Source organism: Streptacidiphilus anmyonensis (assembly GCF_000787855.1).
Lineage (GTDB): Bacteria > Actinomycetota > Actinomycetes > Streptomycetales > Streptomycetaceae > Streptacidiphilus > Streptacidiphilus anmyonensis.
On record NZ_BBPQ01000063.1, the window covers coordinates 1 to 19486 of the forward strand.

Below are 19486 nucleotides of genomic sequence, written 5' to 3' on the forward strand. Positions count from 1 at the left end.
CGCCGTGACCGGTCACGACGCGGAACGGCGCCGCACCCAGGCCGCGCCGACCGCCCGAGATCAGCATCGTCTGGTCCGGAGCGGGAACCCGATAACCGAACATGGTCATCTCCTTGGTCGAGATCACCCCCGCCGGTACTGGTTTCGCCGCGGGTTCAAGCCCGACGCGCCCAGTGCCTGCCCGTTTTACGGACTGGTCTGCGAAACAGGACTCCCCCGCGCCTGGACTACGCGCCGCGTACTGGTCGGGTTCACGCACACCGGCGCGGCAGGCATGCCTCCAGCGAACCTGGTCAGGACCGTCGCCGAGGTCACGCGGCCGGCGGGGAGTGGTCGCCGGCCGGGGCGTAGATCTGGACGGTGCCGCCCTGTTCGCGCACGGGCACGCGCGGCAGTGCCGGCAGGGGCGTTCCGGACTGGTGCGGGCGGGTCAGGTTGACGCCGGCGAGGCTGAAGGTCGCGCCGTGGCAGGGGCAGGCGAGCTTGTCACGGGTGGTGTCGAGGTTGAGCCGGCAGCCCTGGTGGGTGCAGTTGCCCGACACGGCGCGCAAACGTCCGCCGGTGCGGCGGACGAAGCCGGTCACCGCACCGAGGTCGAACGCGACAACGGCCCCCTCGGGCACCTCGGAGGTCTGGGCGACCGGCTGCCAGGTACCGGTGACCGGGACGAGCTCGCCGGGCGCGTCGGGGGGCTGGGCCTGCGGGCTCTGGTCGCGGCTTTGGAGGAGCTGGTCGGCGGCGGCGCCGACCAGCGCGCCGGTGGCGGTGAGTGCGCCTGCGGCCAGGAACCGGCGGCGGGGCGGGGTGCGCCAGGCCGGCCGCGGTTCGGGCGTCGCCTCCTGGGTCTGCTCGTGTTCGCGCAGCTGGTCGCGCAGCCGGTCGACGAACGCGGGGCTCGGGCCGTGGGCGTCCGGTCCCGCGGCTGCGAGGTCGATGGCGGTGCGCACCATCGCGAGCTCGTCTTCGGTAGCCGCGAAGGACTTGGGGCGGCGCCGGCCGAGCAGCCGGTCCACGTAGCGGTCCACTGCCTGCCGTCTCATGACGCCTCCCCTTCCCCGACGATGTTGGCTTCCACGTCCCGCACACCCTGCGCGGTTTCCGCGCGGGCTGCCGCCCGCAGGGCCCGGAGCTGGAGTACTTTCGCGTTCGCGACCGACACCCCGAGTTCCGTGGCGGCTTGCCGAACTGTGTACCCGCGCAGAAATCTCAACGTGAGGATCTGCCGGTACCGCTCCGGTAGCGCGTCCAGGATCCGCTGGGCCTGTGCCCCGGCATCCCCGTCGTCGCCCGCGCCGGGCGGGAGTTCGGCGAGGTCGAGGATGTCTGGGTCGATCTCGGTGACCTGGTGGCCCAGGGTGCGCCGCCAGTGCTCAGCCAGAACGGTCCGAGCGGTCGTGGTCAGGTAGGAGCGGACCTGGCCGATCTCCGCTCCAGGTCGCAACGGTCCGAGCGCGGCGGTGAACACCTGTGAGGTCAGGTCTTCCGCGTCGGGGCGGTTGCCGACCTTGGAGAACATCAACCGGTAGATCCGTCCCACGTTGTCGGCGTAGATCGCGTCCCAGTCCGGATACACCGCCCACGGCAGCACCGAGGGGCGCGGCGACGGTGCCGCGGTGTCAGCCCGCCAGATCATGGCCACGCCGACCCGCCGAAGCGCCTGGAATCTCCCGCGACCGGCCACGGCTCATCGTAGAACGCGGCCCGCACCCGAACTGTCTCGGCATCGATCAACCCCTCCGTCGAATCCCATCGCCCACAGATACGGGCGGGGGTTACACCCGGTGCGGCAGGCGGTGTAACCCCCATCCGTATCCCCTTGCGACGGCAGCGGACCAAAGCCTCCGGACCGCTGTCCGGTGATCACATGCGAGTCCGCGCCCATCAAGGGCCGAACAGAGAGCCGAACGCATGAAAACGTCCTTCCCCCAGCGCCGGGCCGGCGGCGCGGCCGTGGCTGCCGCGCTGCTCGCGGTGAGCGGGCTCACCCTGGCCGCCTGCTCCAGCCCTGCGCACCCCGCCGCGTCGGCCACCATCGCCATCACGCCCGGCTCAGGCCAGCCGAGCCTGGCCGGCATGCCCGGCTCCACCGCGATCGGCCCCGTCACACAGCCGTCCACCGCACCGTCCGCAGCCGGTTCCATGCCAGCAATGAGCATGCCCGCGGGCGCCGCACCCGCGCCGACCGGGGCGCCCGTGGCCACCGATGCTGTGACCATCAAGAACTTCGCCTTCGCGCCCGCCGCCATGACCGTCAAGGTCGGCACCACCGTGACCTGGACCAACCAGGACAGCGACGCGCACACCGTCACCAGCCAGAACAACACCGGACCGCTCAACTCCCAGGCGCTGAACACCGGGCAGAGCTTCTCCTACACCTTCACCACCCCGGGCACCTACCACTACCTGTGCACCATCCACCCGTTCATGACGGCCACCGTGACGGTGACCCGATGACCGCTCCCATGACCAGGCGCCAGTTCGCCCGCCACACCGGCTGGTTCGGCGCCGCCGTCGTCCTCAGCGTCACCGGAGGCGAGGTCGTCAGCCACATCGCCGACACCCGCGACACCATCCCGGCAGCAACGGCCGCGGACGCCAACACCCTGCGGTTCGTGCAGGTCTCCGACAGCCACATCGGCTTCACCGGGCCCGCCAACACCGACGTCACCGACTCCTTCACCCACGCGATCGACCAGATCAACTCGCTCGGCTTCCGGCCGGACTTCGTCCTGCACACCGGCGACCTGACCCACCTGTCCACCCCCGGGCAGTTCGACCAGGTCAAGCAGATGATGAGCGGCCTGCGCACCGGCCGGGTGTTCACCGTCCCCGGCGAACACGACTCCGTCGACGACCACGGCCGCGCCTACCGGCGCGCCTTCGCCCAGGGGACCGAGGGCGACGGCTGGTACAGCTTCGACACCCACGGCGTGCACTTCATCGCGCTGGTGAACACCCTCAGCCTGGAGAAGCTCGGCCACCTCGGCACCGAGCAGATCGACTTCGTGCGCCGCGACGTCGCCGGCCTGTCCTCCGACACCCCGATCGTCGTATTCAGCCACATCCCGCTGTTCGCGATGTACCCCCAGTGGGGCTGGTCGACCGACGACGCGCTGCAGGTCCTCAACCTCCTGAAGCGCTTCTCCTCCGTGACGGCGCTCAACGGGCACGTCCACCAGCTCTTCGGCCGCGTCGAGGGCAACGTCACCTTCCACTCCGCCACCACCACCGCCTACCCGCTGCCCAAGCCCGGCCAGGCACCCGCACCCACCCCGCAGGTCCTCCCCGCCCGGCAACTGCACACCGCCCTCGGCATCCGCACCGTCACCTACCGACAGGGCACCACCGCGCTGGCGATCACCGACCAGGAGCTGGCATGAACAACGACCAGGCAGTCCAAGCCCTGCCCTCCTGCGCGCCCGCCACGGGACGCCCGCCTGGGGTGAGGGTTCTCACGACGGCGGCCGGCGCGCTGCTCGCCGCCAGCGGAGTGGTCCATGCCCAGCTCTACCTCGACGGGTACCGCTACGTGCCGGTGGTCGGTGTGCTGTTCCTGGTCCAGGCCGCAGCCTCCTTCGGACTCGCAGCGCTGCTGCTGGCGGGAGCCTTCCTTCGGCCACCCGCCCTCGTCCACGTGGCCGCCGCGGGCACGGCGCTGGGCGCGCTCGCCGGCTTCGTCGCCTCTCGCACCATCGGGGTCTTCGGGTTCAGCGAACGCGGCCTGCAACCCGCACCCCAGGCATTGGTGAGCATCCTCGCCGAAGCGGCAACCGTGCTGACGCTCCTGGCGGCGGCGTACCTGACCGTGCGGCGTGGAAGGGCACGCGCGTCCGGTCGGCCGAGCCGGCCCTGAGGACACCATGTCGGCGTTCGCGAGGCCGAATGCCTTCGGGTCCGGGCCGGCCAGGGCCGGGACGCGGTCGGCGACCCTCCGCGTCCCGAAGGTGGACCGGGCCCCGGCGGCGACCCCGTCGAGCACAGCACGGTAGCCCATGGCCCACCCCGGCCTCTGCCACCCACGCCATTGCCTGTGGCTTATCAAGGATGCGTCCTGGGGCGGCCAGGGGAAGCCCGCCTTCGCCCGACTCGCTAAGATAACTGTGTGAGCTCGAAGCATTACGGAACGTCGCAACAGGTGGAGCCTGACCTCGCGGGCACGGACGAGGAACCGGCGGCCCGAAACCTGGCCGTCGGCGAGGTGGCCCGCCGCGCCACCATCATCAAGTGCATGGGGCGCACCTACACCGCCACCGCCCGCGACGGCACCATCCACCTCCACGACCGCACCGACATCACCCGCCCGCGCGCGCTGGGCACCGCGCGTTCCGCTTACGGCTGCTGGGAGATCCACGACCCGCGCGGGAACCGCCTCACGCGCACCGACGACCTCCTGGACGCCCTCGCACTGCTGCGGCAGCACCACTGGCCGCCACTCGACCAGACCAGCCGCCTCCCGGTGCGCGCCCCGGTTGACCGGACCGCCCACTGATGGTTGTTCGGCCTCCACTGGCCAACCTCGGGGCGGCCACCGTCGCCCTCGACGCCGCCCCCGCGCAGCCGGCCGTGAAACAGAAGGCATCCCCCGTCCACGACACACGCACCCCGGCACGTCAAGAAGGAGAGCAGGCGCCATGAACATCGCACTGACCGGCGCAACAGGCTTCGTCGGATCTCACATCCTCACCGAACTTGTCCAGCACGGTCACGAGGTCACCGCGCTGGTGCGCGACGAGGGCAGCGCAAACGCCGCCGAGGCGCTGGGCGCCACGCCCGTCCAGCTCGACCTCACCGACACCGCGGCAGCCGTGCGCGCCTTCGCGACAGCGGACGCGGCCGTGCACACCGCGAGCCCGGGCGACGCCACCAGCTCGGATCTGGACTCCGCCGTCGTCGACGCAGTCCTGGAGGCCTTCGCCGGCACCGGAAAGGCCTACTCTCAGATCGGCGGGCTCTGGGTTTACGGCTCCAACCCGGCGATCACCGAGGACTCACCCTTCCACTCACCCGCGCTGGTGGCGTGGCGCGAGCCGATCGAGGCCCGGGCGCTGGCGGCGAAGGACGTTCGCTCGACGGTCGTCGTGTCCAGCGTCGCCTATGGCGACGGTGGGGGCGGGCTTCCCGGCGCGCTGCTCGGCTCGCCCCGCGACGAGTCCGGGAACCTGATCACGGTCGGCGACGGCGGGCAGCGATGGTCGACCGTGCACGTCGCGGACCTCGCAGCGTTCTTCCGTGCCGTCCTGGAAAGCGAGTCGGCCCACGGGTACTACATCGTCGGCGACGGAGTGAACCCGACGGTCACCGAACTGACGCAGGCCGCGGCCGTCGCCGTGGGGGCTCCGGGCGCCATTTCGGGCTCTGAGCAGGAGGCCCGCGCCCGCTTCGGCGACTGGTTCGCCGAAGTCCTGCTCCTGGACCAGGCCACGACGGCCGAGAAGGCACGAACCGACCTTGGCTGGCGCCCCACGCACCCGTCCCTGGAGGAGGAGTTCCGCCAGGGCAGCTACCGCCGCTGAACCAAGCGTGCGTGCGGCCTACCAGGTAGACGACTGCGCCCGCCCCTCGCCTGACGCCGAACGCGCCCCGCTCGCAGGACACGGCACAAGGGGGCGGCTGGACTATCGTCGGTGGGAGCGCACATGCCCCGCTTTCGCGGCCACTGCCGAGGATCTGGGCGGTGTGCCGGGAAGGACCGTTCTGCGGCCGTCGTTCCGACGCAGCAGGGCGACGCCCGTGGCCAGCCCGATCACCAAGATCAGCTCCACGCAGCCTAGCAGAGGCAAGGAGCCATACCACATCCCGGGCGTCAGGACGATGAGGCCGACGACCGAGGCGCCGACCAGAAAGGCCGCCCACCGGTTCTCCTGTCGCCTCCGGTGGTCAGCACCGACGGCAACGGAACTCATCTGTTCTCGCACCTCGACGGCCATGGCGCGGCTCCTTTCCCGGCGATCCCCAGTCTGCGTGTCGCGGCTGGTCAGGAGAGACACGACGACAGCCGGGACGCGCCGAGGCCCGGCGTGAATGACAGTCGTCGGCCTCGACCAGGCATACGCCGCGCGACAGCCAGCGGTTCAGCGGGACGCCCGAGCGGACAGGCGTGATCATGATCCTGCGCTCGGTTCGACGCGTTGCACCTGGAGAAGGCCGTGCCCTCCCGCGCCCAGCCAACTGGCACCGCTAGCCGTCCGCGCGGAAGATAGCCAGCCGACCTCGTGACCAGTTCGTCCTCGCCGGTCACGTCGAGCGGACTGCGCAGGTAGAACTCGCGCAGCGGGCCGTCGACGCCGATCTCGTGGCGGGCCGCATGCGTGCCCGGGTCGCCGTGGGGTGAGATCGATGGTCTGCAGGGTCCCCCGATGGACCGCGACCGCGAGTTCCGCGCCCGGCGGCACCACCACGGCGCCGATCCGCCCTACCGGGCGCACCGCGCCGTCGACGGGGACGAACACCAGCGCCTCGCCGCGCTCGTCCTCAACCAGCCCGGTCGCGAAGAGCCCGCCCATCGGGCCGGCGGTGCGCAGCCGCCGGGCCGTGGTGAAGCCGCGCAACTCGCCCAGCGCCCCCTGCCACCAGCCCGCCAGGTCCCGGCGGTCGACGACCTCGCGGATCCCGATCGCCGCCTGCTCACGGACGGTGCGGTACTCGACGTGCGACCCGCGGGCGGGCCGCGCCAGCAGGTCGCGCAGCGGCTCGACGGCGCTCTGCGCCTGCGCGAGCCGGTCCTCCAGCCGGGCGAGATGCGCGGCGATCAGCTCGTTGCGGGTGCTCACGTCCTCGGCGGACAGCACCGCCTTCACGTCCGCCACCGGCATGTCCAGGTCGCGCAGGCGCACGATCACCTGCGCGGTGGGCACCTGGTCCACGGAGTAGTACCGGTAACCGGTGCCCGGGTCGACGTCGGCCGGCGCGAGCAGCCCGACGTCGTGGTAGTGCCGCAGCGTCTTGATGCTCAGATGGGTCGCGCGGGAGAACTCGCCGACCGTCATGCCCGTGTGCATGGCACCAGCGTCAACCCTCCCCCTGCCGGAGGGTCCAGCGGACAGTCCCCGGTTGACCCTCCTGTCGGGGTAGGGCGCAGGGTCGGTGGTAGGCGCCGCACCGCGCCGAGGCCTTGCGAGGAGATTCCCCATGAACACCAACGCCCAGGCTGCAGCTCTGCCCGACGTCGTCGCCGCCTACATCGAGGCGGTCAACGCGTTCGACGCGGACGCCGTCATTGCAACCTTCGCCGACGACGCCGTGGTCAACGACGCGAGCCGCGAATTCGCCGAACCGGCCTCCATCCGCGCCTGGCTGGACCGCGAGATCATCGGCGACAAGGTCACCATGGACCCGGCGGAGACCTCGCGGCACGGCAACCTGACGATCGTGCGGGCGCGCTACGACGGTACCTACGACAAGACCAACCTGCCCGACGAACTGGTCCTCACCAACTACCTCACGGACGCTGGCGGCAAGATCACCTCGCTGGTCATCGTCCACAACCAGCCCTCGCCCTACTGAGGGCAGGCCCAGCCAGCCTCGGGCCACACACTCCCCGGGCGGCGGGCCGAGCCTGTCACCGTCGTAGAAGGAACATCCCGATGAGCACGCTGGTCACCGCCGAACTGTTCGCCCGACCCGGCCGCGGCGACGACGTCGCGCAACTGCTGCTGGACATCCTGGGCGAGAGCCTCAAGCACGAGGGCTGCGAGGACATCCGCATCCTGCGCGACCAGAACGATCCCGACCACGTCACAGGTCTGACCCAGTGGACCGAGGCCCGCAACTACACCGACTACCTCGCCTGGCGCACTGAACGCGGTTTCACCGCGACCTTCGAGGCCATGCTCACCCGCCCGCTGGTGCTCCACTACTACGACGAGCTCTACCAGGAACGAGGTATCGCCGCGCGCAATGAGCAGGTCTGAGAGCCGGCCCGGGCCCGCAAGGCCAGCCGAACCGGCCCGAGCACCCCAGCCGGTCGGGCGATCTCGGGCAGGGCTTGTTCGGATCCCGGCAGGACCACGGCATAGCCGGGCGCCCGTTGCGGCCTTGGGGCTCGGAGCGCGGCCGCAGGCTGTTGCTGCGGTCAGGTGCCGAGGTGGTTGATCTGTGCGGTGGACCGGATGTGGGGTCCGGCGCCGTCCAGGCGGGTGGTGGCGATCATCGCGCGCCCTAGCTGCTCGGTGCTGGTCACGTAGCGGGGCGCCACGCGACGCAGCAGCGGGTAGAGTGGGGACGTGATCTTGTAGAAGAGCCGGTACCAGGTGGTGCCGGACGTCTCGCCGTGGAGGGGCTGGATCATTCCGGGGCGGAACATGTAGGCGCGCATGTCCATGGCCAGCAGGGCGTTCTCCGTCCGGCCCTTCACCCGGGCCCAGTAGGCGCGGCCTTGCTCCGAGCTGTCGGTTCCCTCGCCCGACACGTAGACGAAGGTCAGGTGCGGGTTGTCGCCGGCCACGACACGGGCGGCCTCGACCGTGTAGGTGTAGGTGATCAGCTCGTATTCGGCGTGGCTCTTGCCGGCTACGGATACGCCGAGGGTGTAGAAGCAGGCGTCGGCCCCGGCCAGGTCCTTCTCGAGCTGGGACAGGTCGGCGAAGTCCGCGTGGACGACCTCGCGGAGTTTGGGTTCGTTCCGGCCCAGTGGCCGGCGGACGACGGCGATGATCTCCGTCACCTGGGGGTCTTCCAGGCAGGCGCGGAGCACTCCCTGTCCGACCATGCCCGATGCGCCAAACAGGATGACCTTCACCACGACACTCCTTCTGTTCTGGTGGTGGTTGTGCATGGCCGGTGCGGCGGCTGAGCGGTCGTCAGTCGACGGCGGGTTCGATGATCCGCCGGGCGGTCTCGACGACCGCCGCCCGGTGCTGGGCCAGGCGATCCGGGCCTTGGAGCTGGCCGCCTTCGTCGGCCCAGAACCAGGCTTGGGCCGCGGCCAGGACCATGGTCAGTAGGTCGTCGGGCAGCATCTCCTGGGCGAGGTCGCCGCGCTGCTGAGCCTTGGCCACGCTGGCGGTCTTACCCGCGAAGGCCTCGGCTTCGAGCCCGTCGGCATCAGGGCGTTCCAGAAGCTTCCACAGGCGCAGGCGCATGAGGTCGCGCCGGGCGACGAGGTGGTCGAAGATCGCTCCTGCGTAGCCGGGCAGGTCCTCGACGTCGAACGGCACAGCCGCGATGCCGGCCTCGACCGCCCGCCGCAGCACCTCGTCGAACAGCTGCTCCTTGTTGCCGAAGTAGATGTAGATCATCCGCTTGTTCGCGCCGGCGTTCTCGGCGATGCGGTCCACGCGGGCGCCGGCGATGCCGTAGGCGGCGAACTCGGCGAAGGCGGCGTCGAGGATTCGGGTCTTGGTGGCGGCGGCATCGCGTGGTGGCATGGACCAACCATACAACTAACTATCCAGTTGGTTGACATGCGGAGAGGGCGGATCTACGTTGGTATCTATCCGGTTAGTTTGGAGTTGGTCGCGATGGAACTCCCCGCTGGGCCGGGGTTTCCTGTCCGGTGCCATCACCAGCCCCGACGACTTCGCCGCCGACGACTGGCGGCGCACCGACCCCCGCTTCCGGGGCGAGAACTTCGACCGCAACCTCGACGTCGCCAAGGCGGTCAACAGCCTCGCCAGGCGAAGGGCGTCGCGCCCTCACTGACCCGACACTCCCGGGCTCGTGGCCGGGCACCGCCGGCCAACGCTTCTTCGATCACGAAAGAGGACACCGCAATGTCGCAAGCGGCCGACCGCCTCACCCTGGGCGCCACCACGATCACCTACCTGATCGACGGCTCGGGCGACCACAACCCGGACACCATGCTGCCGGGACTGGACTGGGCGGCCCACCCCGGCTCCCTGACGCACGGCCACCTCGTGCTCACCTTCGGTGCCTTCCTCGTACGAGTCGGGGACCGAAACATCCTGGCCGACCTCGGCATCGGCCTACTTGACATGGACATCCCTGGCCTGGCCCATGTAAAGGGAGGCCGCCTCCTCAAAAGCCTTGCCGAGCAGGGACTGTCCCCCGAAGACATCGACACCGTGGTGTACACCCATCTCCACCTGGACCACATCGGTTGGACCAGCGACGTCCCACCAACGCTGCACGGGCAGGGCGCGAACACGCCCAGCGGCCTCACATTCAGCCGCGCCCGCCATCTGATGGCCGAGCCGGAGTGGCGGCACTGGACCACCGGTGAAGGAGCCCACCAGATGGGCGGCCCCGACCCCGTGGCCACGCTGGGGCCGCTGGCTGGTGTCATCGAGTTCGTCCAGGACGGTGACACCATCGCGCCGGGCGTCACCGTCGAGGACACCGCCGGACACACCTGGCCGTCGTCGTCCGCGACCCCTCCGGCGCGAGCGCGGAGTCGGTGCTGATCGCCGGAGACATCTTCCACGCACCGGTGGAGATGGCCGAGCCGACCTGCGCCTTCTCCACCGACGTCGACCCGGACCAAGCGCGGAAGGTGCGCAGCCGCATCCTCGGGCGCCCCGACACCATCATCGCCGCCGGCCACTTCACCGACGGCGTCTTCGGCTGCGTCACCCCTGCTGGCATCGCCTACACCTGGACCCCTGTCACCCACGCACCAGGGGACCGGATGACCAACCCGCGCGTCTGCCCGGCGGCTCCGACGGAGCCTCATACCGTACGGATCACCGGGCCCTGACCACTGACACCCGATCCAAAGCACCCGATTTCGAACGGAGACGCCATGTCCTCCCACGCACGGATCACGGAGCAGGAAGCCGCCGACCGGCTGGCCATCCGCGGGCTCGTCGACGCCTACGCCCACTGCGCCGACCGCCGCGACGCGAAGGGCCAGATGGCCCTGTTCACCGAGGACACCCACTTCCTCGTGTACATGGACGCCACCGCTGCCGAACCCACCCAGGAACTGAACGGCCGTGACTCCCTGGCCCCGGTCTTCGACAACCTGAACACCTACCAGGCCACCACCCACTTCAACGGCCAGAGCACCGTCACCCTCGACGGCGACCGCGCCACCGGCGAGAGCTACTGCATCGCCCACCACATCTCCCGCGACGAGCCCCCGCAGCGCACCATCATGATCGCCTCCATGCGCTACCTCGACCAGTTCGTCAAGCAGGCTGACGGCAACTGGTACTTCGCCGAACGCCGCCTGATGGTCGACTGGACCGAGACCCGCCCCTGCTCCCCCTGAGCACCACCGCCGAGGACGCCGCCCCGCCCAGCCCCGCCTCCGGCCGCCCCTTCTAGCAACGGCTGGAGCCGCCCCCCAGGACGCGGCATCGGCGACGGCGCGGATCTGGCCCCGGGCCGTCGGACCAGCAGGCGTCGCGCACAACGGCTGCGACTCGCACCACAGTGAAGGACTCATCCCCATGAGCAAGACCTGGTTCATCACCGGAACCTCCCGCGGCTTCGGCCGTGTCTGGACCGAGGCGGCTCTCGCCCGCGGCGACAAGGTCGCTGCCACGGCCCGCAACACCGATTCCCTCAAGGACCTCGCCGAACGATATGGCGACGCCCTACTGCCCCTCGCGCTCGACGTCACCGACCGCGCCGCCGCCTTCGCTGCCGTCCAGGAGGCGCACCGCCACTTCGGCCACCTGGACGTGGTGGTCAACAACGCGGGCTACGGCCACTCCGGCTTCATCGAGGAGCTGACGGAGCAGGAGGTCCGCGCGCAGTTGGAGACCAACCTGTTCGGCGCCCTGTGGGTGACCCAGGCCGCCATCCCGCTCCTGCGCGAGCAGGGCAGCGGCCATTTCCTGCAGGTCTCCAGCGTCGGCGGCGTGGCGGCCTTCCCCGGCCTCGGCGCCTACCACGCCTCCAAGTGGGGACTGGAGGGCTTCTCCGATGCCCTCGCCCAGGAGGTGGCGCCGTTCGGCGTCAAGGTCACCCTCATCGAACCCGGCGGGTACGCCACCGACTGGGGCGGCGACTCCGCATCCCACTCGGAGCCGAACCCGGTCTACCAGCCGCAGCGCGACGCCATCGCCGCGCACTTCAGCTCCGTCCCACAACCCGGGCCCGAGGCCACCGTCCCCGCGGTCTTCGCGGCCGTCGACGCCGCCGAGCCGCCGCTGCGCCTGCCGCTGTCCGGCTTCGCCTACGAGATCGTCACGGACGTCTACCGCCAGCGGCTGCAAGCCTGGAAGCAATGGCAGGCCGTCTCCTATAGCGCGGACGGCACCTGACGGCCGCCCACCCCTGGACGCACCACCCCGCGGCAGGCCCGCAGCACCCGCCGCGGGGACTCCGGAAAGGCACCATCGCCATGACAGACCTGACTGGGAAAACAGCCGTGATCACCGGCTCGGCCCGAGGCATCGGGCGAGCGATCGCGCTGCGCTACGCGGGCCTCGGCGCCGACATCGTCGTCAATTACGCCTCCAGCAAGACCGCGGCCGAGGACACCGCGGCCGAGATCGAGAAGCTCGGCCGGCAGGCGCTGACCGTCCAGGCGGACATGAACAAGGTCGCCGACATCCAGCGCCTGTTCGACGAGTCCGCCGCTCACTTCGGCAAGATCGACATAGCCATCGCCAACGCCGGAGTCGAAGAGATCGGCATCGACTTCCTCGACATCACCGAGGAGCAGTTCGACCGACTGTTCACCCTCAACACCAAGGGCGCCTTCTTCACCCTCCAGGCCGCCGCCCGCACCATCGCGGAAAACGGCAGGATCATCTACCTGGGATCCACCGTCGTGGTCGCCCCAGTCCCCCGCGAAGCCCTCTACGGGTCGAGCAAGACCGCCGCACGCTACGCCGCGTCCATCCTGGCCCAGGAGCTGGCCGACCGAGGCGTGACGGTCAACTCGATCCTGCCGACCGGCGTCGAAGGCGCGGGCGTGTTCACGAACATCGACGACGACCACTGGGTCAAGCAAGCAGCCGCCGGCCCCGGACACATCGGCCGAAGGATGGCACGCGTCGACGACGTCGCGGACGCCGCCGAGTACCTCGCCTCCGACCTGGCGTCCTGGCTCAGCGGCCAGAGCCTTCTCATCACCGGCGGCGCCCCCGTGTAACCACCCCAACGATGCAGCTGGTTCTCCCGATCCACAGGATCGGGAGAACCAGCTGGGCCGATCTCGCGCTTCCCGGAAACGACTGACGCCGCAGCAACTTGGCCAACAGGCGGACGGCACGGGCTCCGGACATCCGGGCGCATGGTCGACCACCGGAGCACCGGCAAGAGCTCGACCCACTCGAGCGACCGAGCGCCATCTCCTGCCGAGAGCCGAACGGCGTGTGGCTATTCGCCGAGCACCCAAGGGTGATCGACTGGACCAAAACCCGGCACCCGCACGCCCGGACAGCGCGCTCAGACTCCGGGTCGGCGGTCCGGCCAGGAGCGCCACACGAACGCCAGCACTGGGGAGCTGACATCTGATGAGGGACGAAGGCGTCGCCTCCGTGAGCGGGCAAACGACGCTGTGGCGGAGGGTTCGTCGCGGTCTGTGGCAGCCACCGCGCCCCCACGGCGCGCAACCACGCGAACGCGTCGTCGGCCCGCTCGAACTCTTCTACGACCTGGTCGTGGTGGTCCTGGTCGCGCAGGCGGCCCACCACCTTGCCGGGCAGCTCACCTGGCGCGGCATCGGCGCGTACACCGCCGTTTTCGGGCTGGTGTGGATCATGTGGGCCAACGGGAGCCTGCACCACGAACTGCACGGCCGTGAGGACGCGCGCGCCCGGACCACCTTCCTGCTCCAGATCCTGGTCCTGGTCCCGCTGGGCGCCTTTATCCCCGAGGCCGACGGCGTGCTGGGCGCGGCCTTCGCGGTCACGGCGGGGATCGGGTTCGCGGTGCTGGCGCTGCTGTGGCTGCTGGCCTCGCGGGGCGACCGGCCCGAATACCGGCGTTCCAGCCGGCTCTTCGTGGCCGGGACCGTCGCGTGCGCCGTCGTCCTGGCCGCGAGCGCCCTGTTCCCCGCCGGCGTGCGGGTGTGGACCTGGGGACTGCTCGACCTCCTCTATCTGGCGGGTTTCGCCGCAGCGATCCTGCGGGCCGCGCCCGGCGTGCCAACGCTGCTGACCGTCACCGACGCGCTCATCGAACGCTTCGGGCTGCTCATCATCATCGTGCTGGGCGAGACCGTGACCGGCGTGGTCACCGGGCTCGCCGCCGAACCGGTCAATGCGCTCACCCTCGCCGTCGCCCTGACCTGCGTCGTCGTCGGGTTCGGCGCCTGGTGGACCTACTTCGACTTCGCGGGCCACCGCGAACCCAGGTCCACACCCCGCGCCACAGCGCAGTGGATGCTCGCCCATCTGCCGCTCACCGCCGCCGTGGCCGCGATGGGCGCCGCCATGGTCGGCCTGGTCGAGCACGCGCACGCCGCCCACACCGCGGCACCCACCGCATGGGTGCTGGCGGGGGGCGCGGCGACGGTGCAGGTCGCCACCATGGTGGTCGCCGCCGCACTGGCGGCGTGGCACGGCCAGGGGCAGCTGTACCGCAGACTGTCGCGGACCTGCGCCGCAACGGCCGTAGCCTTCCTCGGCGTCGGCGCGGCCCGACCCGCACCACTGGTCCTCGGCCTGGCGTTGGTCGCGCTCTTCAGCATCCCCTGGACGGTCGCCGTGGTGTACCGCCTGGGCCAAGAGGAGACGCCGCCACCGTCCCCCGAGTAGTGCAGACCGCTCTCCGGCGGCAGGGACTGCCTTTGTCCGGGCGCCGACCCCGCCCGGACGCCGCCAGCTCCACCGGAGGAAGTCCTCGTCGCGCGACAGTGGATGCCAGCGGACACCGCACCCCTTGGAATAGGCAGGCAGCCTGCTATGTTTGTCAGGTAGCCTGCGCATTTTGTCCGACAGGCGCGCCCTCGCACGCATCCAAGGGAAGGAGCCCGTCGTGCCCGTCGCCGATGGCACCGCCACCACCACCGAGGTGGCCCCAGCGGTCGGCCCACCCGCGCCGACGCAAAACCCCTTCGGTCGGCGCTTCGTCTCGCCGCTGTACCTCGGGGCGGCGCTCAACCCGGTCAACAGCTCGATCATCGCGACCGCGCTGGTGTCTCTCGCAGCGGCGCTGCACCTGGCGGTGGGAGACACCGCGATCCTCATCTCCAGCCTCTACCTCACCTGCGCCCTGGCCCAGCCCGCCGCGGGGCGGCTCGCCGAGGAGTTCGGACCGCGGCGGGTCTTCGTCGCGGGCATCCTGCTGGTGCTCGCGGGCGGCGTGGTCGGCTCGCTGGCCCACGCGCTGCCGCTGCTGATCGTGGCCCGAGTGCTGGTCGGCGCGGGCACGTCGGCAGGCTATCCCTCCGCGATGCTGCTGATCCGGCGCCGAGCGCAGCGCGCCGGGCTCCAGGCCCCGCCCCGCGCGGTCCTGGGCGGGCTGGCCGTGACCGGTGCCGCCACCGTCGCCGTGGGCCCAGCCCTCGGCGGACTGCTGGTCGGCTGGTGCGGCTGGCAAGCTGCCTTCTGGATCAACATCCCGGTCGCGAGCGCCGCCCTGGTCATGGCATTCGCCTGGGTCGCTCCCGACCCGCAGCCCGTGCGGATCGGCTCGCCCCGCGCGCTCTCCGCCCGCATCGACCTGCCCGGCATGCTGCTGTTCGGCGGCTCGCTCACCACCCTCGTCGTCTTCCTCAACGCTCTTCCGCACCCCGCCTGGCCGGCCCTGGCCGCCGCGCTGCTGCTCGCCGTCGCACTGACGGCCTGGGAACTGCGCGCCACCCAGCCCTTCCTTGACGTGCGGCTGCTGGTCGCCAACGCGGCCCTGACCCGCACCTACCTGCGCAACGGGCTGACCCTGCTGGGGACGTACGTGATCCTCTACGGGCTCACCCAGTGGCTGGAGGCGGCGCGCGGCCTGTCCGCCTACCAGGCCGGGCTGGCCCTGCTGCCGACGGGTGCCCTCACCGCCGTGACCGCGCGAGCGGTGGCCCGACTCACCCGGGTCCGCCGGCCGCTGATCGCCTGCGCTGTCCTGCTGCTGGCCGGCGCGCTGGCCATGCTCACCATCGGCACCAGCACCCCCATGGCCGTGGTCGTCGCGGTGAGCGCACTGTTCGGGATCACCTCCGGCATCGCCTCGGTCGCCAACCAGACCGTGCTCTACCAGGAATGCCCCGCCGCCACGGTAGGCACCGCCGCCGGACTGCTGCGCACCTTCGGCTACGTCGGATCGATCGCCTCCGCGGCGATCACCGGCACGGCCTTCCACCGTCACGTGACCGACACCGGCCTGCACCACATCAGCTGGGCGCTGGTCCTGATCGCCGCCCTCGTCCTCGCCATCACCGTCGGCGACCGCCGACTGGCCCGTGCCGACGCAACCCAGACCGACTGACCCCCGACCACCACCGCCAACGAACGAAAGACAGACATGACCTCCGTCCCGCACACCACCGCCACCGCTATCGACCCCACCCGCACCGCACTGCTGCTCATGGACTTCCAGCCCGCCGTCCTCGCCGCCGTCCCCGGCTCGGCCGACGTGCTGGCCCGCGCCTCCGAGGCACTCGGCTGGGCCCGCACCCACGACGTCCAGGTCGTCTTCGTGCGCGTCGCGCTCACTCCCGCGGACGCCGCCGCGGTGCCCGACCGCAACAAGACCTTCGCCCAGGCCGCCCGGGCAGGTTGGCTCGAAGACGGCACTCCCGCGACGGCCCTGCACGACTCTCTCAAGGTCCACGAGCGGGACCTGACCATCCGCAAGGTCCGGATCAGCGCCTTCGCCAGCGACACCGACCTGCGGGCGCAATTGCTTCAGCGAGGCATCGACACGCTGATCCTGGGCGGCCTGACCACCAGCGGAGTGGTCCTCACCACCCTGCGGCAGGCCGCCGACGAGGACTACCGCCTGTTCGTACTCACCGACGCCACCGGCGACACGGACCCCGAGGTGCACCGAGTCCTGACCGAGAAGGTCTTCCCCCACCAGGCCGAGATGATCACCACCACCGACCTGGCCAACCTGAGCAGCGCCTGAGACTCCGCCGTCGCGCGCGGGCCCGTCAGGACCCGGCGTCGGCAAGTCGGTTCATGATCTCCGCCGCCTGGTGCAACGTGCGACGCTCCTGGTCCCGCAAGGACGACGAGACGGCAGCCGACAACCAGGCCTCCCGGGCGGCGGGGATCCGCTCGGTCAGTGCCCGCCCGGACGGGGTGGCACTGAACAGCACCTTGCGGCCGTCGCTGGGATCCTTGGCCGCGATCACGAGCCCGCCCTCCCGCAAGGCGGCCAGCGTCTCGGCCATCGACTGCCGCCGCACGTGCTCGGCCTGGGCGAGATCGCTGGCCGTCAGCGGCCCCTCGTCGACGATGCGGTGAAGTGCGGTCAGGTGCGACCAGTTCCATGGCAGATCCTCGATCGGCGCCTCCCTGCGCAGACGCGCCCGCAAGCGCGTCATGGCACGCATCAACTCGACGGCCACGGTCTCGGCCGGGACGGATTCGCTGCTCACCAGGTCAGCATAGACAGCCGATACGTGATGCTTGATCCCGACGGGGCGGCACAGCCCGCCGCGTGCGACCCGGCGAACCGGATTCAGGCAGCGGCCAAACTCGACCTGGCCCGCCTTGGCGACGCCGTGGAGTGGCGGCGTGGCGCCGTCACACGGAATCGGCACCCTTCGGCTCGGGAGCCTCAGTATTGCCACCGTCCCCGTCTGACTTCGGGGCCACTACCCGCCGCTCGAAGGCAGTCACCGCGATGAGCGCGACGCTGACCACGGTGAGCGCTGACAGCGCCGACAGGTGACGGGCCACGGGGAGCAGGATCAGCAGCCCCGCGCCGACGGCGAGTTGCGCGCGCGGCACGTACTGGACGGTCAGCCTGGTGAAGGCCGCAAGCCCCGCCAGGTATACGGCGGTCCCCGCGTACAGGCCGGTGAGCGCGGGCCAGTCCAGCGGGATACCGAGGTTGGATACGCTGCCGGTCACCGCCGTGAGCACTTCCCGGGCACCGAGCGCCAGGTAGAGGACGCCGACGATGAGCAGGAAGTGGACCATGGTGTAGGCGTCACGGGCCATCCGGGCTCGGCGTGCTGGGGATGCGTGCTCCAGCGCGTCCTCGGCAGCGGCGGCGAGGTGCTCGAAGTAGAGCCGCCACAGGCAGACGACGGCCACAAAGCCGAGTGCGGCGGCGACCAGCACGGTGGTGCGCGAGACCGAGTCCCCAGCGCCTGTTCCAGCGGAGATCAGGGATTCGCCCAACACGATGATCAGGACCATGCGGTGGCGTTCTGCGAAGTGCCCGGGGCTTCGGACGTTCCACCCGCCCACGCGGGAGGCGATCCAGCCCCCGCCGAAGTCGATGGTGAACGCGAGGGCCCACAACGCGGTCTGCCAGGCCCCCGCGAGCACGGCCCCGGCGATCAGGGGGGCCAGTGAGAAGGTCTGCGGGATCGCGTCAGCCAGCAACTGGGCGCGTAGTCGGCTGTCCTGGGCGGCGGCGGTCAGATGCAGGCCGAAGTAGACCAGTCGCACCAGGATGAAGGCCGCGGCCAGGATCAGCGGCGCGTTCACCGTTCCGGTGTGGTGGCTCCACGCGTCCGGCATCACCAGGGCGGCGATGAACAGCGCGGCCATCACCACCAGCATCCCGGCCCGGACCAGTCCTTGGTCGGTGCGCACCCGATTGCCCAGCCAGACGTAGGCCGTCCAGGACCACCACAGCAGCAACAGCAGGATCAGTCCCCGGGCCAGGGTGGTGGCCGTGAGCGAGCGGGCCATGAACGAGCCCACCCGCGTGATCGCGAAGACGAAAACCAGGTCGAAGAAGATCTCGAAGGAGGTCACCCGGTGGGACTCGCCGGTCATCGTCGGGCTGCGCCAGGCGGCGGTCTCGACCGGCCCGGATCCCGGCTCGCCGGGGCCGTCCCCGCTGCCCACCGGACGCCCCGGGGACGATGCCCGGCCAGGGGGCGGACCATCCGGCGCGGCGGGGTCTTGCGTGCCCATGCCGGGTCACCTCGCCGTAGGCAAGGGGGCGCCGACGCCGCGCAGCAACGTGTCGACCACGACGTCGGCGGCCTGTGCGGGACTGAGGTCGGGGAGGTTCTCGGCGGCGTGTCGCATCAGCGGCGGAAGAAGCGCCGCCACCCAGCCGGGCGGTAGGTCGGCGCGCAGCAGCCCCTCGTGCGTGGCGCGTTGCAGGAAGGCGTTGACCTGGTCGATCAGGTGCCGGCGGCGCTCGCGGATCGTCTCCTCGGCGTACAGGCGGCTGGTTTCCACCGGCCATGTCCGGTTGGCCGCGATGATCCCCTCGACGTAGCGGTGCAGGGCGACCGCGACGGGCGCCTGGTCGAGCCGGGCGGCCTCGACGGCCTGCTCGACCGCGTCGTAGCGGGCCTGGTAGACGGCGGCCAGGAGCTCTTCGCGCGAGGCGAAGCGCCGGTAGACGGTGCGCCGGTCCACGCCCGCCCGCGCCGCGATGGCGGCGATGCTCGCCGAGGGGTCCTCGGCGAGCATCCGTGCCCCGGTGCTCAGGAGAAGTTCGAGGTTGCGCGCTGCGTCCGCTCTCATGCCCCCGAGTATAGACATCGATGAGGCGA

General features: G+C 70.8%; 24 protein-coding genes. 15 read left to right on the forward strand and 9 right to left on the reverse strand.

Translation table 11 applies throughout. The annotated features are described in order from the left end of the window. Positions 1-311: 311 nt before the first annotated feature. Together TR50_RS33510 and TR50_RS33515 are read right to left on the reverse strand one after the other, a co-directional pair. On the reverse strand, positions 312-1040 hold the full coding sequence (locus tag TR50_RS33510) for a Rieske (2Fe-2S) protein (protein WP_042431211.1): 729 nt from the start codon (positions 1038-1040) through the stop codon (positions 312-314). Continuing rightward, on the reverse strand, positions 1037-1633 hold the full coding sequence (locus TR50_RS33515; RefSeq protein WP_042431283.1) for an RNA polymerase sigma factor: 597 nt from the start codon (positions 1631-1633) through the stop codon (positions 1037-1039). The genes TR50_RS33510 and TR50_RS33515 overlap by 4 nt, the downstream gene beginning before the upstream one ends. Positions 1634-1908: 275 nt before the next feature. Here TR50_RS33515 and TR50_RS49345 point away from each other — a divergent pair, with 275 nt between their 5' ends. The 5 genes from TR50_RS49345 (at position 1909) to TR50_RS33540 (ending at position 5513) form a co-directional block, all read left to right on the forward strand. Then, positions 1909-2454 carry a cupredoxin domain-containing protein gene (locus tag TR50_RS49345; RefSeq protein WP_152648782.1) on the forward strand — a complete coding sequence of 182 codons (546 nt, stop codon included), beginning with the start codon at positions 1909-1911 and terminating at the stop codon, positions 2452-2454. Further along, positions 2451-3380: a metallophosphoesterase family protein gene (locus TR50_RS33525; RefSeq protein WP_042431212.1), complete on the forward strand. Its 930-nt coding sequence runs from the start codon at positions 2451-2453 to the stop codon at positions 3378-3380. The genes TR50_RS49345 and TR50_RS33525 overlap by 4 nt, the downstream gene beginning before the upstream one ends. Then, the gene (locus tag TR50_RS33530) at positions 3377-3853 is read left to right on the forward strand and encodes a hypothetical protein (protein ID WP_201776910.1); all 477 of its coding nucleotides are present in this window, start codon (positions 3377-3379) and stop codon (positions 3851-3853) included. The genes TR50_RS33525 and TR50_RS33530 overlap by 4 nt, the downstream gene beginning before the upstream one ends. A 249-nt stretch (positions 3854-4102) precedes the next feature. Beyond that, positions 4103-4489 carry a hypothetical protein gene (locus TR50_RS33535; protein ID WP_152648783.1) on the forward strand — a complete coding sequence of 129 codons (387 nt, stop codon included), beginning with the start codon at positions 4103-4105 and terminating at the stop codon, positions 4487-4489. Between the two features lie 142 nt (positions 4490-4631). Then, positions 4632-5513 carry an NAD-dependent epimerase/dehydratase family protein gene (locus TR50_RS33540; protein ID WP_042431216.1) on the forward strand — a complete coding sequence of 294 codons (882 nt, stop codon included), beginning with the start codon at positions 4632-4634 and terminating at the stop codon, positions 5511-5513. A 102-nt stretch (positions 5514-5615) separates the two neighbouring features. Here TR50_RS33540 and TR50_RS33545 read toward each other — a convergent pair whose 3' ends face one another. After that, on the reverse strand, positions 5616-5927 hold the full coding sequence (locus TR50_RS33545) for a hypothetical protein (RefSeq protein WP_042431218.1): 312 nt from the start codon (positions 5925-5927) through the stop codon (positions 5616-5618). A gap of 174 nt (positions 5928-6101) precedes the next feature. Beyond that, positions 6102-6998, reverse strand: coding sequence for a MerR family transcriptional regulator (locus tag TR50_RS33550; protein ID WP_052441645.1), 897 nt, complete (start codon positions 6996-6998; stop codon positions 6102-6104). 130 nt (positions 6999-7128) lie between these two features. Between TR50_RS33550 and TR50_RS33555 the strand changes: the two genes are divergently transcribed. Next, positions 7129-7503, forward strand: coding sequence for a nuclear transport factor 2 family protein (locus tag TR50_RS33555; protein WP_042431220.1), 375 nt, complete (start codon positions 7129-7131; stop codon positions 7501-7503). Positions 7504-7583: 80 nt separating this feature from the next. After that, positions 7584-7910, forward strand: a complete 327-nt coding sequence (locus TR50_RS33560; protein ID WP_042431222.1) for a putative quinol monooxygenase — start codon at positions 7584-7586, stop codon at positions 7908-7910. Between the two features lie 161 nt (positions 7911-8071). Here TR50_RS33560 and TR50_RS33565 read toward each other — a convergent pair whose 3' ends face one another. Further along, positions 8072-8737 carry an NAD(P)H-binding protein gene (locus tag TR50_RS33565; RefSeq protein WP_042431224.1) on the reverse strand — a complete coding sequence of 222 codons (666 nt, stop codon included), beginning with the start codon at positions 8735-8737 and terminating at the stop codon, positions 8072-8074. A 61-nt stretch (positions 8738-8798) separates the two neighbouring features. Next, the gene (locus TR50_RS49350; protein ID WP_042431225.1) at positions 8799-9365 is read right to left on the reverse strand and encodes a TetR family transcriptional regulator; all 567 of its coding nucleotides are present in this window, start codon (positions 9363-9365) and stop codon (positions 8799-8801) included. Positions 9366-9710: 345 nt separating this feature from the next. Here TR50_RS49350 and TR50_RS33575 point away from each other — a divergent pair, with 345 nt between their 5' ends. From TR50_RS33575 to TR50_RS33610, 8 genes are all read left to right on the forward strand, one after another. Beyond that, positions 9711-10361, forward strand: a complete 651-nt coding sequence (locus TR50_RS33575; RefSeq protein WP_052441646.1) for an MBL fold metallo-hydrolase — start codon at positions 9711-9713, stop codon at positions 10359-10361. Next, positions 10355-10654 carry an MBL fold metallo-hydrolase gene (locus TR50_RS33580; protein WP_042431227.1) on the forward strand — a complete coding sequence of 100 codons (300 nt, stop codon included), beginning with the start codon at positions 10355-10357 and terminating at the stop codon, positions 10652-10654. Before TR50_RS33575 ends, TR50_RS33580 begins: the two co-directional genes overlap by 7 nt. 45 nt (positions 10655-10699) lie before the next feature. Beyond that, entirely contained in the window at positions 10700-11170 is a 471-nt protein-coding gene (locus TR50_RS33585; RefSeq protein ID WP_042431229.1) for a nuclear transport factor 2 family protein, read from the forward strand. Positions 11171-11351: 181 nt separating this feature from the next. Beyond that, complete coding sequence (locus TR50_RS33590; RefSeq protein WP_042431231.1) at positions 11352-12170, forward strand: SDR family oxidoreductase; 819 nt, start codon at positions 11352-11354, stop codon at positions 12168-12170. Positions 12171-12250: 80 nt separating this feature from the next. Then, entirely contained in the window at positions 12251-13006 is a 756-nt protein-coding gene (locus TR50_RS33595; protein ID WP_042431233.1) for an SDR family oxidoreductase, read from the forward strand. Between the two features lie 388 nt (positions 13007-13394). Next, entirely contained in the window at positions 13395-14615 is a 1221-nt protein-coding gene (locus tag TR50_RS33600) for a low temperature requirement protein A (RefSeq protein ID WP_042431291.1), read from the forward strand. A gap of 220 nt (positions 14616-14835) precedes the next feature. Beyond that, a complete protein-coding gene (locus tag TR50_RS33605; protein ID WP_084701413.1) occupies positions 14836-16278 on the forward strand; it encodes an MFS transporter in 1443 nt (480 codons plus the stop codon). A gap of 36 nt (positions 16279-16314) precedes the next feature. Beyond that, complete coding sequence (locus tag TR50_RS33610; protein WP_042431235.1) at positions 16315-16920, forward strand: cysteine hydrolase family protein; 606 nt, start codon at positions 16315-16317, stop codon at positions 16918-16920. A 25-nt stretch (positions 16921-16945) separates the two neighbouring features. Here TR50_RS33610 and TR50_RS33615 read toward each other — a convergent pair whose 3' ends face one another. The 3 genes from TR50_RS33615 to TR50_RS33625 all read right to left on the reverse strand — a co-directional run bounded on the left by TR50_RS33615 (position 16946) and on the right by TR50_RS33625 (position 19457). Continuing rightward, the gene (locus tag TR50_RS33615; protein WP_052441647.1) at positions 16946-17395 is read right to left on the reverse strand and encodes a MarR family winged helix-turn-helix transcriptional regulator; all 450 of its coding nucleotides are present in this window, start codon (positions 17393-17395) and stop codon (positions 16946-16948) included. 148 nt (positions 17396-17543) lie between these two features. Continuing rightward, the gene (locus TR50_RS33620) at positions 17544-18824 is read right to left on the reverse strand and encodes a low temperature requirement protein A (protein ID WP_052441648.1); all 1281 of its coding nucleotides are present in this window, start codon (positions 18822-18824) and stop codon (positions 17544-17546) included. A 75-nt stretch (positions 18825-18899) separates the two neighbouring features. Continuing rightward, complete coding sequence (locus TR50_RS33625; RefSeq protein ID WP_042431237.1) at positions 18900-19457, reverse strand: TetR/AcrR family transcriptional regulator; 558 nt, start codon at positions 19455-19457, stop codon at positions 18900-18902. Positions 19458-19486 lie beyond the last annotated feature (29 nt).

What these genes read in the sequence shown, in the direction of transcription:
- TR50_RS33510 (WP_042431211.1), bottom strand. Translation starts at nt 1,040, where the DNA reads ATGAGACGGCAGGCAGTGGACCGCTACGTGGACCGGCTGCTCGGCCGG.
- TR50_RS33515 (WP_042431283.1), bottom strand. Translation starts at nt 1,633, where the DNA reads ATGATCTGGCGGGCTGACACCGCGGCACCGTCGCCGCGCCCCTCGGTG.
- TR50_RS49345 (WP_152648782.1), top strand. Translation starts at nt 1,909, where the DNA reads ATGAAAACGTCCTTCCCCCAGCGCCGGGCCGGCGGCGCGGCCGTGGCT.
- TR50_RS33525 (WP_042431212.1), top strand. Translation starts at nt 2,451, where the DNA reads ATGACCGCTCCCATGACCAGGCGCCAGTTCGCCCGCCACACCGGCTGG.
- TR50_RS33530 (WP_201776910.1), top strand. Translation starts at nt 3,377, where the DNA reads ATGAACAACGACCAGGCAGTCCAAGCCCTGCCCTCCTGCGCGCCCGCC.
- TR50_RS33540 (WP_042431216.1), top strand. Translation starts at nt 4,632, where the DNA reads ATGAACATCGCACTGACCGGCGCAACAGGCTTCGTCGGATCTCACATC.
- TR50_RS33545 (WP_042431218.1), bottom strand. Translation starts at nt 5,927, where the DNA reads ATGGCCGTCGAGGTGCGAGAACAGATGAGTTCCGTTGCCGTCGGTGCT.
- TR50_RS33550 (WP_052441645.1), bottom strand. Translation starts at nt 6,998, where the DNA reads ATGCACACGGGCATGACGGTCGGCGAGTTCTCCCGCGCGACCCATCTG.
- TR50_RS33555 (WP_042431220.1), top strand. Translation starts at nt 7,129, where the DNA reads ATGAACACCAACGCCCAGGCTGCAGCTCTGCCCGACGTCGTCGCCGCC.
- TR50_RS33560 (WP_042431222.1), top strand. Translation starts at nt 7,584, where the DNA reads ATGAGCACGCTGGTCACCGCCGAACTGTTCGCCCGACCCGGCCGCGGC.
- TR50_RS49350 (WP_042431225.1), bottom strand. Translation starts at nt 9,365, where the DNA reads ATGCCACCACGCGATGCCGCCGCCACCAAGACCCGAATCCTCGACGCC.
- TR50_RS33575 (WP_052441646.1), top strand. Translation starts at nt 9,711, where the DNA reads ATGTCGCAAGCGGCCGACCGCCTCACCCTGGGCGCCACCACGATCACC.
- TR50_RS33585 (WP_042431229.1), top strand. Translation starts at nt 10,700, where the DNA reads ATGTCCTCCCACGCACGGATCACGGAGCAGGAAGCCGCCGACCGGCTG.
- TR50_RS33590 (WP_042431231.1), top strand. Translation starts at nt 11,352, where the DNA reads ATGAGCAAGACCTGGTTCATCACCGGAACCTCCCGCGGCTTCGGCCGT.
- TR50_RS33595 (WP_042431233.1), top strand. Translation starts at nt 12,251, where the DNA reads ATGACAGACCTGACTGGGAAAACAGCCGTGATCACCGGCTCGGCCCGA.
- TR50_RS33610 (WP_042431235.1), top strand. Translation starts at nt 16,315, where the DNA reads ATGACCTCCGTCCCGCACACCACCGCCACCGCTATCGACCCCACCCGC.
- TR50_RS33625 (WP_042431237.1), bottom strand. Translation starts at nt 19,457, where the DNA reads ATGAGAGCGGACGCAGCGCGCAACCTCGAACTTCTCCTGAGCACCGGG.